General features: G+C 52.8%; 17 protein-coding genes and 1 riboswitch. Of the genes, 9 read left to right on the top strand and 8 right to left on the bottom strand.

What is annotated here, in order from left to right:
* Nucleotides 1–42 precede the first annotated feature (42 nt).
* Together NYE26_RS30095 and NYE26_RS30090 are read right to left on the bottom strand one after the other, a co-directional pair.
* The gene (locus NYE26_RS30095) at nt 43–957 is read right to left on the bottom strand and encodes a carbohydrate ABC transporter permease (RefSeq protein WP_036722857.1); all 915 of its coding nucleotides are present in this window, start codon (nt 955–957) and stop codon (nt 43–45) included.
* A gap of 15 nt (nt 958–972) precedes the next feature.
* The gene (locus NYE26_RS30090; RefSeq protein WP_051477819.1) at nt 973–1,926 is read right to left on the bottom strand and encodes an ABC transporter permease subunit; all 954 of its coding nucleotides are present in this window, start codon (nt 1,924–1,926) and stop codon (nt 973–975) included.
* Between the two features lie 220 nt (nt 1,927–2,146).
* Here NYE26_RS30090 and NYE26_RS30085 point away from each other — a divergent pair, with 220 nt between their 5' ends.
* The 4 genes from NYE26_RS30085 (at nt 2,147) to NYE26_RS30070 (ending at nt 6,485) form a co-directional block, all read left to right on the top strand.
* On the top strand, nt 2,147–3,103 hold the full coding sequence (locus tag NYE26_RS30085; RefSeq protein WP_339252305.1) for a DUF5643 domain-containing protein: 957 nt from the start codon (nt 2,147–2,149) through the stop codon (nt 3,101–3,103).
* A 163-nt stretch (nt 3,104–3,266) separates the two neighbouring features.
* Nucleotides 3,267–3,346, top strand: a riboswitch (glycine riboswitch).
* A 143-nt stretch (nt 3,347–3,489) separates the two neighbouring features.
* Nucleotides 3,490–4,866: an amino acid permease gene (locus NYE26_RS30080; RefSeq protein WP_339252304.1), complete on the top strand. Its 1,377-nt coding sequence runs from the start codon at nt 3,490–3,492 to the stop codon at nt 4,864–4,866.
* 34 nt (nt 4,867–4,900) lie between these two features.
* Nucleotides 4,901–5,848, top strand: coding sequence for a YafY family protein (locus tag NYE26_RS30075; RefSeq protein WP_339252302.1), 948 nt, complete (start codon nt 4,901–4,903; stop codon nt 5,846–5,848).
* A 94-nt stretch (nt 5,849–5,942) separates the two neighbouring features.
* Nucleotides 5,943–6,485, top strand: coding sequence for a DinB family protein (locus NYE26_RS30070; RefSeq protein WP_339257660.1), 543 nt, complete (start codon nt 5,943–5,945; stop codon nt 6,483–6,485).
* Between the two features lie 2 nt (nt 6,486–6,487).
* Here NYE26_RS30070 and NYE26_RS30065 read toward each other — a convergent pair whose 3' ends face one another.
* A complete protein-coding gene (locus NYE26_RS30065; RefSeq protein ID WP_339252300.1) occupies nt 6,488–7,075 on the bottom strand; it encodes a hypothetical protein in 588 nt (195 codons plus the stop codon).
* A gap of 109 nt (nt 7,076–7,184) precedes the next feature.
* On the opposite strand from NYE26_RS30065, the gene NYE26_RS30060 reads away from it, so the two are divergent.
* Nucleotides 7,185–8,006, top strand: coding sequence for a methyl-accepting chemotaxis protein (locus NYE26_RS30060; RefSeq protein WP_036722852.1), 822 nt, complete (start codon nt 7,185–7,187; stop codon nt 8,004–8,006).
* 42 nt (nt 8,007–8,048) lie between these two features.
* On the opposite strand, the gene NYE26_RS30055 is transcribed toward NYE26_RS30060, so the two are convergent.
* Nucleotides 8,049–8,417, bottom strand: a complete 369-nt coding sequence (locus NYE26_RS30055; RefSeq protein ID WP_036722850.1) for a DUF1304 domain-containing protein — start codon at nt 8,415–8,417, stop codon at nt 8,049–8,051.
* A gap of 164 nt (nt 8,418–8,581) precedes the next feature.
* Here NYE26_RS30055 and NYE26_RS30050 point away from each other — a divergent pair, with 164 nt between their 5' ends.
* Entirely contained in the window at nt 8,582–9,088 is a 507-nt protein-coding gene (locus NYE26_RS30050; RefSeq protein ID WP_339252298.1) for a GNAT family N-acetyltransferase, read from the top strand.
* Between the two features lie 61 nt (nt 9,089–9,149).
* Here NYE26_RS30050 and NYE26_RS30045 read toward each other — a convergent pair whose 3' ends face one another.
* Both NYE26_RS30045 and NYE26_RS30040 read right to left on the bottom strand, forming a co-directional pair.
* The gene (locus NYE26_RS30045; RefSeq protein WP_339252296.1) at nt 9,150–10,553 is read right to left on the bottom strand and encodes an S-layer homology domain-containing protein; all 1,404 of its coding nucleotides are present in this window, start codon (nt 10,551–10,553) and stop codon (nt 9,150–9,152) included.
* A gap of 167 nt (nt 10,554–10,720) precedes the next feature.
* A complete protein-coding gene (locus NYE26_RS30040; protein WP_209868824.1) occupies nt 10,721–12,382 on the bottom strand; it encodes a GGDEF domain-containing protein in 1,662 nt (553 codons plus the stop codon).
* Nucleotides 12,383–12,530: 148 nt separating this feature from the next.
* Between NYE26_RS30040 and hprK the strand changes: the two genes are divergently transcribed.
* Both hprK and NYE26_RS30030 read left to right on the top strand, forming a co-directional pair.
* Nucleotides 12,531–13,448, top strand: coding sequence for an HPr(Ser) kinase/phosphatase (hprK, locus tag NYE26_RS30035; RefSeq protein ID WP_076080767.1), 918 nt, complete (start codon nt 12,531–12,533; stop codon nt 13,446–13,448).
* Nucleotides 13,449–13,520: 72 nt separating this feature from the next.
* Nucleotides 13,521–13,805 (top strand): alpha/beta-type small acid-soluble spore protein, encoded by a 285-nt coding sequence (locus NYE26_RS30030; protein ID WP_036722845.1) that lies wholly within the window; start codon nt 13,521–13,523, stop codon nt 13,803–13,805.
* A 99-nt stretch (nt 13,806–13,904) separates the two neighbouring features.
* On the opposite strand, the gene NYE26_RS30025 is transcribed toward NYE26_RS30030, so the two are convergent.
* A complete protein-coding gene (locus tag NYE26_RS30025; protein WP_339252290.1) occupies nt 13,905–15,410 on the bottom strand; it encodes a GNAT family N-acetyltransferase in 1,506 nt (501 codons plus the stop codon).
* A 57-nt stretch (nt 15,411–15,467) separates the two neighbouring features.
* A complete protein-coding gene (locus NYE26_RS30020; RefSeq protein WP_036722844.1) occupies nt 15,468–16,265 on the bottom strand; it encodes an AIM24 family protein in 798 nt (265 codons plus the stop codon).
* Between the two features lie 269 nt (nt 16,266–16,534).
* Between NYE26_RS30020 and NYE26_RS30015 the strand changes: the two genes are divergently transcribed.
* The gene (locus NYE26_RS30015; protein WP_235191767.1) at nt 16,535–17,728 is read left to right on the top strand and encodes an ATP-binding protein; all 1,194 of its coding nucleotides are present in this window, start codon (nt 16,535–16,537) and stop codon (nt 17,726–17,728) included.
* Nucleotides 17,729–17,797 lie beyond the last annotated feature (69 nt).

Below are 17,797 nucleotides of genomic sequence, written 5' to 3'. Positions count from 1 at the left end.
GATCATATATTCTAACCGGCATTTACGCCAGAGCTAGACCGCTTAACCTTTGATTGCCCCTATAGTAAGGCCCTTGGTGAAGTACTTCTGGAAGAACGGATAGATGAACAGAATCGGACCAATCGACAGCACGACCATAGCCATCCGCAGACTTTCGGTCGGAACGGATTCCTGTACCATCAGGGCGACACCGCTGCCGGCAAGCTGGGTTTTGAAGAATTCCGCCTGGCGGATCATCTGAATCATGACGTATTGCAGGGAGAACTTGTCGGTGTCATTAATGAATAGCATGGAGTTGAACCAGTCATTCCAATACATCAGCGTAGTGAACAGACCGATCGTAGCCAGAACAGGCAGGGAGATCGGAAGCACAAGCTGGAAGAATATCCGCCATTCCGAGGCCCCGTCAAGCTTGCCGGATTCAATCATCTCCTCCGGGATCGTCTGCTGGAAGAAGGTACGGGTGATGAAGATATAGAAGGCATTGGACAGGCCGGGCAGGATCAGCGCAACCAGCGAGTCCTTCAGATCGAGATAGTTCACGTACAGCAGATAGAAGGGGACAAGCCCTCCCGAGAACAGCATGGTGATCAGCAGGTAGAAGTTGAATGTTTTTTTAAAGGGAAAATCCTTCCGGTAAAGCGGGTACGCATATAGCGCAATCAGCAGCACGGCCAGAACAGTCCCGATAATGGTAACGGTCAGGCTGACGCCATACGCCTTAACCAGTGTCTCCGAATGCTTGAACAGATATTGGTACGCGGATGCGTCGATATGATCGGGCCAGAATTTGTAACCCTGCAGCGTCAAGGCCTTCTCGTTGGTTAAGGAGATGGCGACAATGAGTAGGATCGGCAGAATACAGGCCAGGCTGAAGGCGATGAAGAACACATTCAGAATAATCTGGGCGGTAGTGGAGCCTTTGGTATAAGGGTTGCTTCGGGATGCAGTAGTCATTAGAATCCTCCGTTTCTAGAAAAGCGCCGTATCGCGGTTCAGCTTCCGGGCGAGAGCGTTCGCGCCGATGACCAGGAAGAAGCCGACGACCGATTGATAGAAATTCGCCGCTGAGGACATCCCCAGGTCGTTGAGCTGGATCAGGCCCCGGTAGACATAGGTGTCGATGACGTCCGTAGTCGAGCGCAGCGCACCGGAGTCCAGGGTCACATGGTAGAACAGCCCGAAGTCAGAGCGGAAGATGCCGCCCATGTTAAGAATCGTGAGAATGACCATGATCGGCGTGAGCAGCGGCAGGGTAATCTTGGTGATCTGCTGCCATTTGCTGGCGCCGTCCATCACCGCGGCTTCGTACAGCTCTTCGCTGATGCCGGTGATGGCTGCAAGGTAGATGACGCTGCCGATCCCGATGGAGTGCCACATTTTGGTGATCCACAGAATGTAAGGCCATGCGTTAGGATGCATATAGGCATTCACTGAGGAGTAGCCGAACATTGGCAGAATATGCTTGACCAGGAAGCCGTACTCCGGGTGCAGGAAGGCATAGACGATGAAGCTGACCACGACCATGGACAGGAAGTTCGGCATAATCATGACGGTCTGGAAGAACTTCGAAGCCAGCTTGTTACGCACCTCATTGATCGCAATGGCCAGCGAGACCGAGAGGATGAGTCCTGAGATAATGAAGACCACATTGTACCCCACGGTGTTGATGGTCACGCGCAAGGCGTCAGAGGTGGCGAACAGGAACCGGAAGTTGTCGAGCCCGGCCCAAGGACTGCCCATAATGCCGTCAATGTAGTTGATGTTCTTGAAGGCAATGAATAATCCGAACATCGGAATATAGCAGTTGATGAAAAAGATAATCGAGGTGGGCAGCAGCATCAGCAGCAGCACCCGGTATCGCACGATATTGTGCAGCAGACGGCCGAAACGGCCCTGGGGCGGTGTCGCTAACTTGGTGTTCATAGCTTGTGGTGCGGGATTTGCCATAAGTTCTAACCTCACTCTACTTGTTCTGGATGAACTTATTATAGTAGAGCGGATGAACCGAATTCTCTCTTGCAAATGACCCTGTTTATTCAAAAATGACTTTGTGCAAGTAGGATGTTATTCTGCGCTCCTGTCACAAAATAGCAGCAGGGGAACGTTATACCTGTATATTCTTAATCAGCAAAGGAGAGAAACTATGTACACGATCAGCTTAAATACGATGAAGAAAGCAATGATAGCAACAGCAGTAACCGTTGTACTCGGAGGGACAGTTGTCGGCGGGGGATTCACTGTACCCGTAGCGGCGGCAGCCGATGTCAACAAGGCAACTAAGGCTGGCAGCGCCTTTGCGGTCAGTGACAGCACCGTGCTGAAGGCGCTTGTCCAGAAAGGGCTTGCTGCTGCCCCGAATCAGACCGTGACCCAGGAAGGGGTGACCCTGACTCTAACCGATCTGATCTATGACAATAACGAGCTTGTCGCAGGTATCCGGCAGGAGGGAGGGACGGTGGGCAAGAACGGTTCTTTCATGGACCAGACCAGGAATGTGGACGTGTTGATCAATGGGAAAAAGCTGCTGTTTGATACTTCCATCATTCCCAATTTGGAAGATACGGACACGGCGTTGATCTGGCTGACCAAAGGAGCCATGAAGCAGCAAATCCCGGACAAATTCGACCTAACGCTGAAGGCATACGCCAACGGGGTGAAGGAGCCGTTTATTTTCAAAGTTCAAGTGAACAAGCTGGGGACCCTGTTAAGCCTGAAGCCGGGCGTCTCCAAGAAGAACAACAAATTCAATTATACGGTGAATTCCTTCGAGATGACCGCGTTAACGATGTCTCTGCAGGTGACCTTTAAGGGTGAAGTTCCGGCAGCGGCCAAGTCCAAGGTGAACCCGGAAAGAATGTTATATGACCTTGTGGATGAGAAGGGGAATGTGATCTCGCCGTGGGGCAAGCCGTTTGAGAAGGTTAAAACAAGCGGTACCGAGGAACAGAACTATAGTGCATTCCCAGCCGTTCCGAAGTCCATTAGCGTGAAGCCTTTTACGTATTCCAAAGATGCCAGCGGGAAGATGTTCAAAGACAAGCAGGGCCAATGGGCTAAAACTTATTATAAAGACCTGGAAACCAAAATTACGGTTAAATAACGTGCAATGAAGCAGTGCAGGACACCCGGCGATGACCACGAGAGTAACAAATGATATTGACAGAAGTCTGGACTGTGCATAGAATTGAAAAATATTTACATGAAGTCAGCTTCAAATAATTGAATATTCGCAAGCTATGAAGGCTATGGATCACACTATAGCTGGAGCAGCTTCTGGAGAGACTGCGGGAGACCGCAGCGCCGAAGGGTTCACAATCTCAGGCAAAAGGACAGAAGAGTACCGGATTTGTGTTTTGCCGTGCGGATTAGCCGCTGCTGCAGACGCTTATTTGGAACCTCTTATGAACCGGGAGATTGGATGATATCCAGTCTCCTTTTTGCGTTACCCGGCAGGACAGCGTCATATACACTAAGGGGGAAACAGGTATGGCACAGACAGAGTTAAAAAGAGAGCTTGCAAACCGGCATGTCCAGCTTATCGCCATCGGAGGTACGATTGGCACAGGTTTATTCCTGGGATCGGGTAAAGCCATTCAGCAGGCCGGGCCCTCCATCATGCTCACGTATCTGATCGTGGGGATTGCCGTGTTTTTTGTGATGCGGGCGCTGGGGGAGCTGCTGCTCTCCAAGGCGGGGTATCAGTCTTTTACAGACATTGCTGAGGATTACCTGGGGCCGCGGGCGGCGTTCATTACGGGCTGGACTTATTGGTTCTGCTGGATTATGACGGCGATGGCCGATGTGATTGCGGTGGGCGTCTATGTGCAGTACTGGTTCGATATTCCGCAGTGGGTGCCGGCCGTGATCTGCCTGATCATTCTGCTCGGACTCAATCTGCTCACGGTCAAAAGCTTCGGCGAACTCGAATTCTGGTTTGCTCTGATCAAGGTGGTTACGATTCTGGCTCTGATCGGCCTGGGGATTGTCCTGCTGGTGACCCAGTTCAAGACGGATGCAGGCTCAGTGTCGGTCCGCAATCTCTGGGAGCACGGGGGCGTGTTCCCGAACGGGGTGAAGGGCTTCCTGTTCTCCTTCCAGATGGTGGTATTCGCCTATGTCGGCGTGGAGCTGGTGGGGGTATCGGCAGCGGAGACGGCTAATCCTGAGAAAAACATCCCGTCCGCGATCAACAAAATTCCGCTGCGGATTCTCTTCTTCTATGTCGGCGCGCTCTTCGTGCTGCTGTGCATTAATCCCTGGACCCAGCTTAGCGCGGCTGAAAGTCCGTTCGTGCGCACCTTCAGTCTGGTCGGGATTCCGATTGCTGCGGGGATTATCAATTTCGTGGTCTTAACCTCGGCAGCCTCCGCCTGCAACAGCGGGATGTTCTCGACCAGCCGGATTCTCTACAATCTGAGCAGACGGAATCAGGCCTCGCCTCAGCTTGGCAAGCTGAACCGGAATCATGTGCCTGCGAATTCCTTATTCCTCTCCACGCTGGTGATCTCTGCCGGGGCACTGCTCAGCAAGCTTATTCCGGGTCAGGCCTTCGGCATCGTGACTACGATCAGCGCCATTTGCTTTATCTGGGTCTGGGGCGTTGTGCTGGTCTGCCATATCAAGTATAAAAGGAACCGCCCGGACTTACATGCCGCTTCCAAATTTAAAGCGCCGTTCACCCCGGTAATTAACTATGCCGTCCTGACGCTGTTCGCCGCCATTCTTGTGATCATGCTCTTTGCTGCCGAGACCCGTCCGGCGCTGCTGTTCACCCCGCTCTGGTTCATCCTGCTGTTCGTTCTGTATTCCATTAGAAGCCGTAAGGAGAAAAGTGAACAGGAAATCAGTATAATCAATACATAAACTGATTTCAGGATGAAGAGGGTGCAGCCGCCGTATGAACAAGACAGACCGCATGTTAGCCATCGTACTGGAGCTGCAGCGCAAAGGGGTCGTACGGGCAGAGGATCTGGCGTCCGTCTTCGAGACTAGCGTAAGAACCATCTACCGCGATATCCAGGCGCTTAGTGAAGCCGGAGTGCCGGTGGTAGGAGCTACGGGTCAGGGATATTCACTGGTAAAAGGGTATTTCCTCCCCCCGGTCAGCTTCACCGCCGAGGAGGCAGTGACCCTGCTGATCGGGACGGATTTCGTGGAGCAGCGGTTCGACACTCAGTATGGTAACCAGGCCTCCGCAGCAGGGAGGAAGATTGAAGCGGTTCTGCCGGAGGATGTCAAGGAGAATGCCGCCCGGCTCCGCCAGAGCATCCTGCTGCTGAATACCAGTAAAGATAAGCTGCAAGGACAGGAGAAGGAGTACATGGAGCAGATCCGACGCGCGATTCTGGAGCAGCGGAAGATCGGCTTTGGGTATACAAAGGGCAGACAGGAAGCTGACGGAAGTCACCACAGTGTCCGAACCGCCTCGCCGTATGGACTTGTCTTGAACAGAGGCGCATGGACCCTGGTGGCCTGGTGCGAGCTGCGACAGGAGATCCGTCATTTCCGCTTATCCAGAATGAGTGAGCTTACCATTCTGGATGACCGGTTCGAAGCGCCTGCGGATTTCGATCTGCACGAGTACCAGCCGGAGGATGACCGCCATGTACGTGTGTGCATTTTGGTTCAGCCGGAGATCGCGGGCAAGGCGGCTGAATCCGGGAACTATTATCTGGAGGCAGTGGAGGACCAGGCAGACGGCAGGCATATGATCTTCCGTGTGCGCCAGCCCGAGGACCTGCTGCAATGGGTGCTTGGCTGGGGAGCGGGGGCGGTTGTCCTGGAGCCGGAAGCCTTGCGGAAGCTTGTGCGGGCCGAAGCGGCGAGAATGCTGGAACGCTACTGACATAACGTTGTCAGGAGAGGTTGTGTATATTCAGAACAGACCTTAAGAATAAAGGAGCTGCCTGAATATTATGAATAAGAATAAGAATATGAATATGAAGACAACAGAAGCCTTACAGCAGTTTGAGAAGACTGCCCATCACTATCTTATGGAATTAGATATCTTCAGTATGGAGCAGCTGCTGCGGCAGCCTGCCGAGGGAGAGTGGTCTCTCGGGCAGATGGTCCAGCATTTGATACAATCGGCGCTGTACATGCAGCTCCGTAATATCGATCAGTGTCTGGCCGGGAACGGAGAAGCGGCGGGGAATGAAGCAGAGATGACCCCGGATGGTAAAGCGATTTTTGCCGGGGGCAGCTTCCCGCCTGTACGCGTTCATGTTCCGCCGTCACCGCAGTATACGCCGGTACAGCCGGAAAGCAAGGAGCAGTTGATCCAGGGTCTGCACACCGTGATGGACCGTATGCGGGAGACCCTGCCGAAGCTTGCGCAGGCACCTGAGCACAGCACTGTCCCTCATCCCCGCTTCGGCCCTTTGAATGCAACCGAATGGTATCTGCTGATCGAGATGCACTACCGCCACCACTTGCTGCAGCTGGACCGGTTGAAGGATGCAATAGGGGCAAGAGTACAATAGAGTTAAGCCGCAATGAGCGAAGGAAAGCCGAAGCCTGTCAGCAATAGACGACGGGTTCCGGCTTTTTTGGTTGAAAAACCGCCCACAATGGTCACGCCGAAGGCGCGCGAGCCAAATGTGGTCGAAAAACCGACCACACTGGTCACGCCGATGGCGCGCGAGCCAAATGTGGTCGAAAAACCGACCACAATGGTCACGCCGAAGGCGCGCGGGCCAAATGTGGTCGAAAAACCGACCACACTGGTCACGCCAATGGCGCACGAGCCAAATGTGGTCGAAAAACCGACCACAATGGTCACTTCGAGGGCGCGCAGACCAAATGTGGTCGAAAAACCGACCACAATGGTTACGCCGATGGCGCACGAGCCAAATGTGGTCGAAAAACCGCCCACAATGGTCACGCCGATGGCGCGCGGGCCAGATGTGGTCGAAAAACCGACCACACTGGTCACGCCGAAGGCGCGCGGGCCCAATGTGGTCGGAAAACCGCCCACAATGGTCACGCCTGCAGGTAGGCGAAGAAAATGTGGGTGCTGCTTGAAGCACCAGCATCCTTCACCCGTCAGGCTGATGCTGTGCTTATAAATCAATTTTTAATTATTCATTTTTGAATAAAGGAGGTTTGTCGCAAAATGTCGAACTTAACTCAAGATTTCACTGTACCGTGAAGCTACCTGAAATAGAAGGAGAACCGCATCTATGAAAAACATCGTCCGCTCCCTTGAAGAACTAATGAATCTGGCACCCATTCTGAAAGCTGCTTTTCCTTACGATATCTCAATTGCCATCTGCGACACAGAGAAGTTCCTTGCCTATTACCCCGGTGATTCCATTGATCTGGGCATCCGGGCAGGGCAGATCATTCAGGCAGATGAGCCTCTGTATCATGCGCTGAAGCAGGATGAATACTCGGTGGCTAATGTCCCCAGGGAATATTACGGGTATGAATTTGTGGGTACAGTTCTGCCGGTACATGGGGAGGATGAGGAGGTCTGTGGGGCGGTATGTATTCAGGTACGCAGGCAGACGGAGCTGCGGGAGATCGCGGACCGGATGGCGCTGTCCCTGAATCAGGCCAATGCGCGGATTAGCCAGGTCGCGGACGGCTCAGGCCTGCTTGCCGATTATTCGCAGAAGCTGCTGATTCAATCGGATGCAACGGCTTATAGTGTCCGTAAAAGCAGTGAGGTTCTGGCGGTGCTGAGGAAGGTGGCCGACCAGACGAACCTGCTTGGCATTAACGCGGCGATTGAAGCCGCCCATGCCGGGGAGCGGGGCCGGGGCTTCGACGTTGTGGCTAAGGAGATCCGCAGATTCTCGAAGGAAACCGAGCAATCGGCGCAGCGGATCAGGGATACCCTGAGTGAGATTCAGTCGGCCATGCAAGGGATCAGTCAAGCCATAGGCCAGATTGCGTCCGTCGGGCAGGAGCAGGCGGCTTCCACGCATGAGATCTCCAGCTTCATTGAGGAGATCCGGGCAATGTCTGAGCAGTTGAACGAGTTCGCGCAGAAGCTGTAAGGCTTGAGCGGAGAGGAAGCTGCCTGCATCGGTCCGCGAATTTTACAGATGTGCGATCAATGTGGCCGCCAGCGCCAGAAAGGCCGGGAGGCCTTGCATCAGCAGGATGGATCGCTTGGAGGTAAGTCCGCCGTAGATGGCCGCAACCGCCACACAGATCAGGAAGAACAATTGCAGCTGGTAACCGAAGTCCGCGCTTGGATGCAGCAGCCCCCAGATTAGACCGGCTGCGAGGAAGCCGTTATATAAGCCCTGATTGGCTGCCAGCGATTTCGTCTCCTGTGCGAAGGCGGGGGTCAATCCGAACGCCTTCTGTGCTCTCGGGGTGGTCCACAGGAACATCTCCAGTACAAGTATGTACACATGCTCTAGTGCTACTAAGGCAACAAGAATTAAACTTACAGTCATCATAAGAAGTCCCTCTTTTCAAGTGATAGGAATTTAAGTAATGTGAATCAGGATGGTTAGTGTTTCATTGATTTATATTGCGCAAAATATAATTTTACAAACCTAAATATAACCAAATACTTGCCTTTTGTCAATTTATTGCATCCATATTGTAAGGGAGGAAAGAAATGTACATTAGAACACTGGCCCCCACGGACGCCGAAAGCTACCGGGCGCTTCGTTTGCAGTCGCTGCAGCAGCACCCGGAAGCTTTCCTTAGCTCTTATGAATCGGAAGCGAAGCTGTCTATCGAGACTACCCGGATTAGGCTGGATTCCTCCGATGAGCATTTCACCCTGGGCGCCTTCTTGGATGGGGAGCAGAGGCTGGCGGGAATGGCAACCTTGTTCCGGGAGAGCAGGCCTAAGATTCAGCACAAAGCTAATGTCTATGCAGTATATGTAGATCCGGCTGCCCGCAAACATGGCGTGGGCCGCGCGCTGATGCTGGAGCTGATTGCCCGGGCGAAGGGCGCGCCGGGGCTGGAGCAGCTTACGCTGACCGTAACCTCCAGTAATCTGTCTGCCAAAAGGCTCTACGAATCCCTTGGATTCGTCTGCTACGGCACAGAGCCAAGGGCGATGAAGCTTGACGGCGAGTATCTGGACGAGGACCTGATGGTGCTGCTGCTGTAAAACACAGCACAAACCCCTCCCGCATGTTTGCAGAAGGGGTAAGATAAATCGCATATGTTGCTTACTTCGCAGACTTTCCGCTCAGGATAGCCTTCACCTGGCTGACCATTGCCGCGGCGTCAGCGCTGGTGACGCCGTCCTGGGGACGGAAGCTTCCGTCTTGATCCAGCTTCACGATCTTGAGGGCAAGCGCGGTCTGAATGGCTCCCGAGCTCTGGATATTGATCTTGTCATTATCCTTGATCTCCACCGGGATCAGCTTAATCATCGGCAGTTGACCGTTGGTCTGGAGCGTGTTAATGAGCAGATACGTGAACGATTCGCGGGTTACGCTCATATTCGGATCGATTTTGATCTGCAGATTCGCCTCAGGTCCGGCAGCGTCCTTGATGAACTGGACGGCCTCGGTTGCGGTGATTGTCTTGCTTACAGCACCGGGTGCCGGATGGGCCTTCAGATAATTCACGGCATTTCCGGCGATGGAAGCAGCCTCAGGGCGGGTGATTGCCGCCTTCGGATTGAAGTTCCCGTCGGCATCCAGCTCCACGAAGCCAAGGGCAAGGGCGGTCTGGATAGCTCCCGAGTTCAGGATGTCGATCTGATCGCCGTCCTTCACGTCTTCTGGAATGACATTAATCATCGGCAGTTGCCCGCTGGTCTGTAAGGTATGGATTAAAAGATACGTGAAGGCTTCACGTGACATGCTGGCCGCCGGAGCAATCTTGATCTGCAGGCCGGCTTCAGGACCGACTGCTTCTTTAATAACCTGCACAGCTTGTTCTGCGGTCAGGACCTCATCCGTAGCAGCAGGGGCTGGATGGGCCTTCAAATAAGCGAGCGCATTGCTGATGGCTACTGCCGCTTCCGCACGGGTGATCTCCTGTTTCGGATTAAGCTTGCCGCTGCCATCCAGCTTCAGGACACCGTAATTCAGCGCACGCTGCAGGGCACCGGAGTATTCCACCTTCACCTGATCCTGGTCGGCGTACTCCGCTACCACCGGTTTAATCATCGGCAGGCGGTTCGTGTTCTCCATCGCATCAATAAGCTGGTAGGTGAATTCTTCGCGGGTCAGCTTCTCACCAGGCTTCAGATCGGCAGGCAGGTCCAGACCATGCACACCGGCAATAATCAGCGCCTGCGCATACCACGCAGAGTCATTGGCATTCTTGAAATAGTCGGTAGCATGGGGCTCCTTCACGAACCGGATCGTATCCAGATTCAGATCAAGCGCACTCACGATCATCTGCACCCCCTGGGCTGCTGTGATGCTGAGGTTCGGGCCGAACAGATCCGTACTAATGCCTTTGATCAGGCCGCTGTTCTGAAGGGCAATAATCTTGTCTTTGTCCTGCACGTTATGGATATCCTTGAAGGCTGCGGCCGAGGCGAATTGTTGTCCGGTGAAGCTGAGCGCCAGAGCGGCGGCTGCGGATAGGGTTATCATCTTGAATGTATTCTTCATGTCCAGTCACCTCGTAAGAGTAGTTTGTGGTTTATTTGTGATCATAGACGGCGGCTTAGTCAAAAAGGTTCCAGCAAAAATAAAATAATCAAAATCATAAATAAACGCAAAAAAAAGCACTGCCTATGCGGCTAGTGCTCATGATACAAGGATAAGATAACATCCAATTATACCTCCGCCGCAACAATCTGATTCCGGCCCTGATGCTTGGCGGCGTACAGGGCTTTGTCGGCAGACTTGAACAGGTCGTTCAAGTAGGTGTTCGCCTCGATGGCAGGCGGGATCTTGAATTCAGCGATGCTGAGCAGTCCCATGCTGATGGTGATGGACACAGGCTCATCGATATAATCGATGTGGATGGTATTGTGCTCAACTTCGGATTTCAGCTGCTTGGCCAGACGGCGCGCCTCGGCTCCATTCGTATCCGGCAAATAGATAATGAATTCCTCTCCGCCGTAGCGGGCCAGAATATCGGAGGGCCTCAGGCTGCGCTGCAGCAGCTCCACTGTGTTGCACAGGACCATATCTCCGGCCAGATGGCCGTGCTGGTCGTTGATTTTTTTGAAAAAATCGATGTCGATCAGTATAATAGTCGAAGGTGTCCGGGTGTCGCTGACCCGCAGCGCCTCCTGCTCCAATTGCTGCATCAGATAATGCCTGTTGTAGCAGCCGGTCAGGCTGTCGGTGATCGCCAGCTTCCTCAGCTTGCCGTTCGTCTGGAACAGCTCCTCCTGTACCTTCACCAGCGAGTCGTTGCGTTCCTTCAGGATGGCATTCTGCTGGTTCGTCTCATCGATGAGCCGCCGGATCTCGGTAACATTCTGGAAGGTGACAATCCGTCCGACCCGGCTGCCGCTCACCATAATGGGTGCTGCATGAATACTGACAACCATTTGGATAAGGGGATGCAGAATTTCCAGCTCGGCCGTCTCCAGCGGATGCTCATGGTATTTCTCAAGGAAGGACTCGATCTTCATGGCAGGGTCATCCGGCAGATAGCTGCTCATGTTGAACGCCGCACCCGTCACAAGCGGGATATAGGGATGCAGGGCATGATTGATCTCTACCACTTGCTCCTGGTCATCCAGCACGAGAATTCCGTATTCCATGGTATTGATAATATCCTGATGGGCGATAGTTACGATATCGAATACTTTGTCCTGGTGGATCGTAATCACAAAGAACGTAGCCGACACCACGATACCCAGCGAAGTGAAGCCCGGAATTACCGGCAGATAGTCATCCAGAATGACATTGAGAAGCACATCGATCATAAGGAAGACGCATAGGGCTGTAATGCCTTTGAGCATATACATAACCTGATTCTTGACCCGTGCAGCCTGATTAGAGGTCAGAGCCACGTAGATGACGTACATGGACACGAGGGCGTTAATGACAAGAAAGGTCATGCTGATCCAGAAAATAGGTCCGTAGATGCGCTCCACATACCCTCCGTTCACCGGACGGACGAACCATCCATAAGGATTGAGCACCACTCCAAGGGAGGTCAGTACTGCAGGGATCACCAGCGCGGACACTATTTTTCTGTTAAGGAACTGGGATTGTCCCGCAAGCAAAATCGTGAAGAAGATCCAGCCCAGGCCCAGCAGAGAAGCATCCACGAAGGCAAGCTTCACATAAAAGAGCTGATAGAGAGGATCATCCACGGTTCTTATGGCAAACTGGCAGTAGGGCCAGATCAGCATGGAGAAATGGAACCCTAAATAGACCTTGTGCAGCTTGGTAATGGTGACCGTAGCCACGATATAGATGAGCAGCAGGAACAGAAGGAAGCACATAATCAGGTCAATCCAAGAGGCTAAGGCCAATATGTTACACCTTCTTGATTTTAATAGTATTTATAGATTTTTGTGGGTCTTAGGTCTTATATATTGTTTTTAATATATAATTAGCGTGTGCAGATTACAAGATTTTTAGATAAATCTATCGGAAAATATTGGATTGGGAGGGGATCACATGAAATCTATCAGCGTGCAGAGTCTTGTAGAGAAATTCCATCTGGAGGTGCTCGCCGGAGCGGGCCGGATGGACCGGAACATCACCCGTCCAAGGACGCACAGACCGGGTCTGGAGTTTGTCGGTTATTTTGATTTTTTTCCGATGGAGCGGGTGCAGGTCCTTGGACGTAAAGAGATCAACTACCTGTTAACGCTGAGTGTAGAGGAGCGTATGCTGCATATCGGCAACATCGTCAAATACCATCCGCCCTGCTTCATCGTGACCAGCGGTCAGCAGGAGATTCCTTACCTGACGCTGTTCTGTGACCAGGAAGGCATTCCGCTGCTGCGGACGCCGGAGGTGACCACCGAGTTCATCGCCAAGCTGGACAGCTTCCTGGTGAAGACGCTGGCGCCCGAACTGTCTATCCACGGGGTATGCGTTAACGTATCGGGAATAGGAATTCTGCTGCGGGGCAAGTCGGGGATCGGCAAGAGCGAGACGGCGCATACGCTGATCCGCAGGGGCCACCGCTTCGTGGCTGATGATATTGTGGTGCTGAAGAAGCTGGGTCCGGCGACTCTCCTCGGGACCCATAATGAGACCACACGTGAATTCCTGGCCCTGCGCAGCATCGGCCTGATCAACGTCGTACGGCAGTATGGGCGGCGGGCGTTCCAGGATGAGACGCGGATCGTGCTCGATATCGAGCTTGCCCCCTGGCAGGAGAATTCGCTCAACAATGAGCTGGAGCTGGTGCCCCAGTTCACCGAATATCTCGGGGTGCAAATCCCGCATATCGAGGTCCAGCTTCAGCCGGGTCGCGATGTAGCCGGTCTGATTGAAGCGGCTGCGAACAACTGGTATCTCAAGCAGCTGGGCTACAGCGCGGTGGAAGAATTCATGCAGCGGATTGAGGACGGGATGCAGTCTTAAAGGACGACAGGGAATGAAGGTCCACACTCCTGGGCAACTTAGGGGAAAGACAGCAAGGGAGTGTGTCCTTAAATGGCGAGAAGAAGCAGAAAATATGCTGTACCAGGTTCCGCCCAGGGAATGCAGACGTTCAAAGCGGAGGTTATGAGGCAGGAAGGATATCATGTAGATCCGAATCACCCGGACGATGTGAAATACGAGGTGGCGAAGGAACTGGGCATTCCGCTGCAGGCCGGAAATAACGGCAAGCTGACGACTGAGTCGGCGGGACAGATTGGCGGCCGCATCGGAGGCTCCATGGTTCGTGAGATGGTGCGTCTGGCACAGGAGCAGCTGGCGGGTAAGCAGAAGTCATAGATGCGATATAAGATATGTGTGCCCGCGTGCAAAAGATCCCCTTTCTTAATCAGAAAGAGGATCTTTTTTGGCATGTGCTGACTGTAGTTAAAGCTGCAATTACGGTTCAAGGTACAGGCTGCCGCTGTAATATTTATACTCTGAATTAATCTTAAATCCGGCACGGAGATAGAGATTCAGCGCCCGGACATTCCCGGTGACAACACTTAGGCGAATAACCGGGTAGGGCTTCTGCGACAGGATACCGACGGTCTGTCTTAGTACCTTTTCGCCAGCCCCCTTCCCCTGATGGGAAGGCAGGATACAGAAATTATGAATAAAAGCCGTATCCTCATTGATATAGTTGACCCGGATCAGGCCGATTCGTTCACTCCCTGTCCAAGCGATATACGTTATCCGCTCTGGCTCATCCGTCTGTGTGAAGTACTTGCGCGTATCGTCTTCCGGTTCTCCGAAGGCCTGGGAGGAACAGGAGACCATGAATTCGAAATCCTCTGGCGCAGCGGGAAGCAGGATTAGCTCTGAAGGAAGCGGGCTGGCGGAATTCATACCGGCGTAGGACATGGCGTATTCTGACCGGTCAAAATCCCCGCCCAGGGCCTGCGCCGCCAATAGTCCTGTTTGCGAGCCGGCGGGAATTTTGTAGCTGAGCCGCTGTACGCCAAGAGGCTCAATGTCTGCTCTGGCACGTTTCACAAGGCTGCGGAACACACCTTGCCGGCGGTAATCCGGATGGACCATGGCATTGATCTGCGCATAATCACTGTCCGCAGAGAACCAGCTAAGCAGGCCAATGAGCTGATCCTCGCGGTAGCAGAGCAGGGCATGGTCGCCGTCTTCCTTGACGAGATGCTCCAGGTCTGAGCTTAATTGGATAGAATCGGCCTGGCTGCACTGCTGCTCCAACGCTTTAATGTCCGCTGCCTGCTGCTTGGAATGGTAGGTCATTGGTATAATGTTATTCAATTGGAGAAGCCGCTGGAACTCCGCAACATTCTCCAGAATGCCGTCCGGCGCAAGATCATAGGCCTGACTTTGGAAGGTGGGCAGCCAGCGGACAGCGTAGGTCTGCATTCCGGCAGCCTTGCCTGCGAGAATATCCGCATTGCTGTCCCCTACGAATATGGCCTGGGAGGGTTCAATGCCCAGTGTTCGCAATGCCGAATGTATACCTTCGGGATCAGGTTTTGGCTTCGCCACATCATCGCCGGTAATCGAGATATCGAAGAAACGCTCCAGATCCAGCGCTCCGGCCGATATGTGATAGGCCCGTCTGCTTTTACCGGTAATGACTCCAAGCTTCATTCCCTGAGCCTTCAAGGCTTGAAGTAATCCAAGGATGTGCTCATTATTCTGGAATTCTTCGAAATGCCCCTGCTTATATATTGAATAATAATCCTCTATTGCTTGTGGAACCGAAGCCGGATTTGTGAAATTTCCGCCGATGATGCCTTCCTCGGTGGGACCGAACATCGCGACAAGCTCATCGCGGGTGACCTCTCTCTGGTCGTATTGCTTAAATACAGCCTGGAAGGCACGAAAGGATAACGGCAGGGTGTCTGCCAGAGTTCCATCGAAATCAAACAGCACAGCTTGAATGGACATAAAGACAGGGCCTCCTTTCGATTGGGTTCATGCGGGTGGGACGGTACCCCAGCATCATTATGAAGTAGGCGTGCCCTGAAGCAAACTGTTTCTGTAATTCATGAGCGGGGCCAGCCAGACCATGCCGGTTCCCCGGTACACGTTGACCAGGCCTTCGCCTGAGGCGGCGGAGCCCAGACGGGTCTTGCCTGACTTCTCGACCGTGAAGTCCAGAGAGTTGGACCACATGAGAGCGAAGTTCCCGTCCACCTTCAGCACATCGTTCTGCAGCTCGACCACGACAGCTTCCTCGGAAGGAATGGGAGCTTCGAGGGCAAGAATCCCTTTGCCGCGCGCGCTAAGGTTGAACAGCCCTTCACCGCCGAGGACGGCAGAGGAGATGTTTTTGCGTGCCGCAACGGAGATGTCGAGCGTAGTCTCACAAGCCAGGAACATGCCGTCATCGATTACGATATGGTCGTTGTCCACATCAATCAGCCAGAGGTATTTGTAGGTGGTCTCCAGCAGGATGGTTCCGGTTCCCTTGTAGAGCGGTTTGACTGCACTGGTTCCGGTTGCCGCCCCGGACAGCATATTACGCATCAGTCCTCCTACGCCTTTGATGCCGGAGGTCATCTCGATATTGCCGATCATATACTGCATGGCTCCGGCGCTCAGCATCACCTCATTGTTATTCAGCTCAATCATCAGCTGCTTGTTGCGCATATTGCTCTTGCTCATGAAGAAGTTGGTCTCTGCTTCATACCGGGTAGTGGTGCTGAGATCCTCTTTGTATTCGATGATGCTGAAGCCGCCTAGCTGCTCTTTAATGATTACGTTGGAATTGTCCTTCAGATTATTAATGGTAAAAGCCATCGATACCCGCTCCTTCGGTTGCTGTAGTTATGCAATGCTGTGCATCATGCCTTCAAAGCATACGTATTCGACACTTCTCGCGGGGTTCCTTGAATTCCGGGAGAAAAAACGCATACAATAATTCCTTTACTTCTAATATCAGGTTAGCGTAATGTTCTAAGTATAGTGCTCAGAATACAAACGTATCTCTTGACACCAGCATTAGAACCGAAAGGAAGTTAGCCTTGTTTGAGACGCTGCTGCTCAATTTTTTGTTTATGCTGTTTCCGGTGCTGATATTTCTGATTTTCTTCGAAAATAGGCCCCACGCCTACAATCATAAGATTCTTGTACTGCTCATCGCCGCCACCATGATCCTGTGTATCGCTAAGCCGATCCGGCTGGAGACCGGGTTCATCTTTGACTTGCGGTATGTTCCGTTTGTGATTGCGGCCTTGTATGGAGGGTACAAACATACCCTGCCCTTATATGTGATTCTGAATGTGTACCGTTTCTACATAGGCGGTGAGGGAACCGTCCAATCTTTACTTTTTTCGACAGCAGTCCTCATTCTGGTTCCTTCCATAAGCGCCAGATTTCTCCGTTCTAAGCCCAAGGGACGGATCTTGTGGGCTACCTCTATCGCGGTCCTGACGATGGGCTGTTATCTGATCATTCTGGGCCAGATCATGAATAAGCTGGATACCCAGTTCTGGACGCTTGCCTTCTATGCCTTAACTACGCACGCGGTGGTCATGGCGATCCTAATGATTCTGCTGGAGCAGATCCTGGCGAATCTCAGGAACCGTGAGCGGATTATGCAGTCGGAGCGGCTGAATGTGGTCAGTGAGCTGGCGGCCAGTGTCTCCCATGAGATGCGCAATCCGTTAACCGTGACCAGCGGCTTCCTGCAGCTGCTGAATCTCTCCAAGAACCTCTCCCCGGAGGAGAAGGGGTATGTTGAGCTGTCACTGCTGGAGCTGAACCGGGCGGAGAAGATTATCAGCGACTATCTGTCTTTTGCCAAGCCGCAGTCGGAGAGCCGGGTCTACTCCAACCTGAAGGCTGAATGTGAGTACACCAAGAATGTGATCCTGCCGTATGCCACGATCCACAAGGTTGCGGTTGAATTCAGCTTCAACAACCCGCTTAGCACCCATTATGACAGTAATGAGATGCAGCAATGCCTGATTAATCTGTACAAGAATGCGATTGAAGCGATGGATGGGGTGGAGGATGCGGTCCTGTCTATTGCTGTCTTCGCGAGCGGACAGAGTATTATCATTACCATCCGCGACACCGGTGTCGGAATGACCAAGGATGAGATCTCGCGCCTGGGCAAGCCGTATTACTCCACCAAGGCAGACGGGACAGGGCTCGGAATGGTCATGGCCTATAACACGATTAACAAGCTCAAGGGCCGTATTGAGGTTACCAGCGAGAAGGGCAAGGGAACCGTCTTCCGGATCATTATCCCGGCCTAGCGCACGGCAACAGTGGGAAACTTGGTGTGAAAATGATAAAGTATCTCTAAGAGAACTTGGAACTATTAA

This window comes from Paenibacillus sp. FSL P2-0136 (assembly GCF_037975325.1).
Lineage (GTDB): Bacteria > Bacillota > Bacilli > Paenibacillales > Paenibacillaceae > Paenibacillus_AQ > Paenibacillus_AQ silagei.
This window is presented reverse-complemented; position numbering and strand designations above follow the sequence as displayed.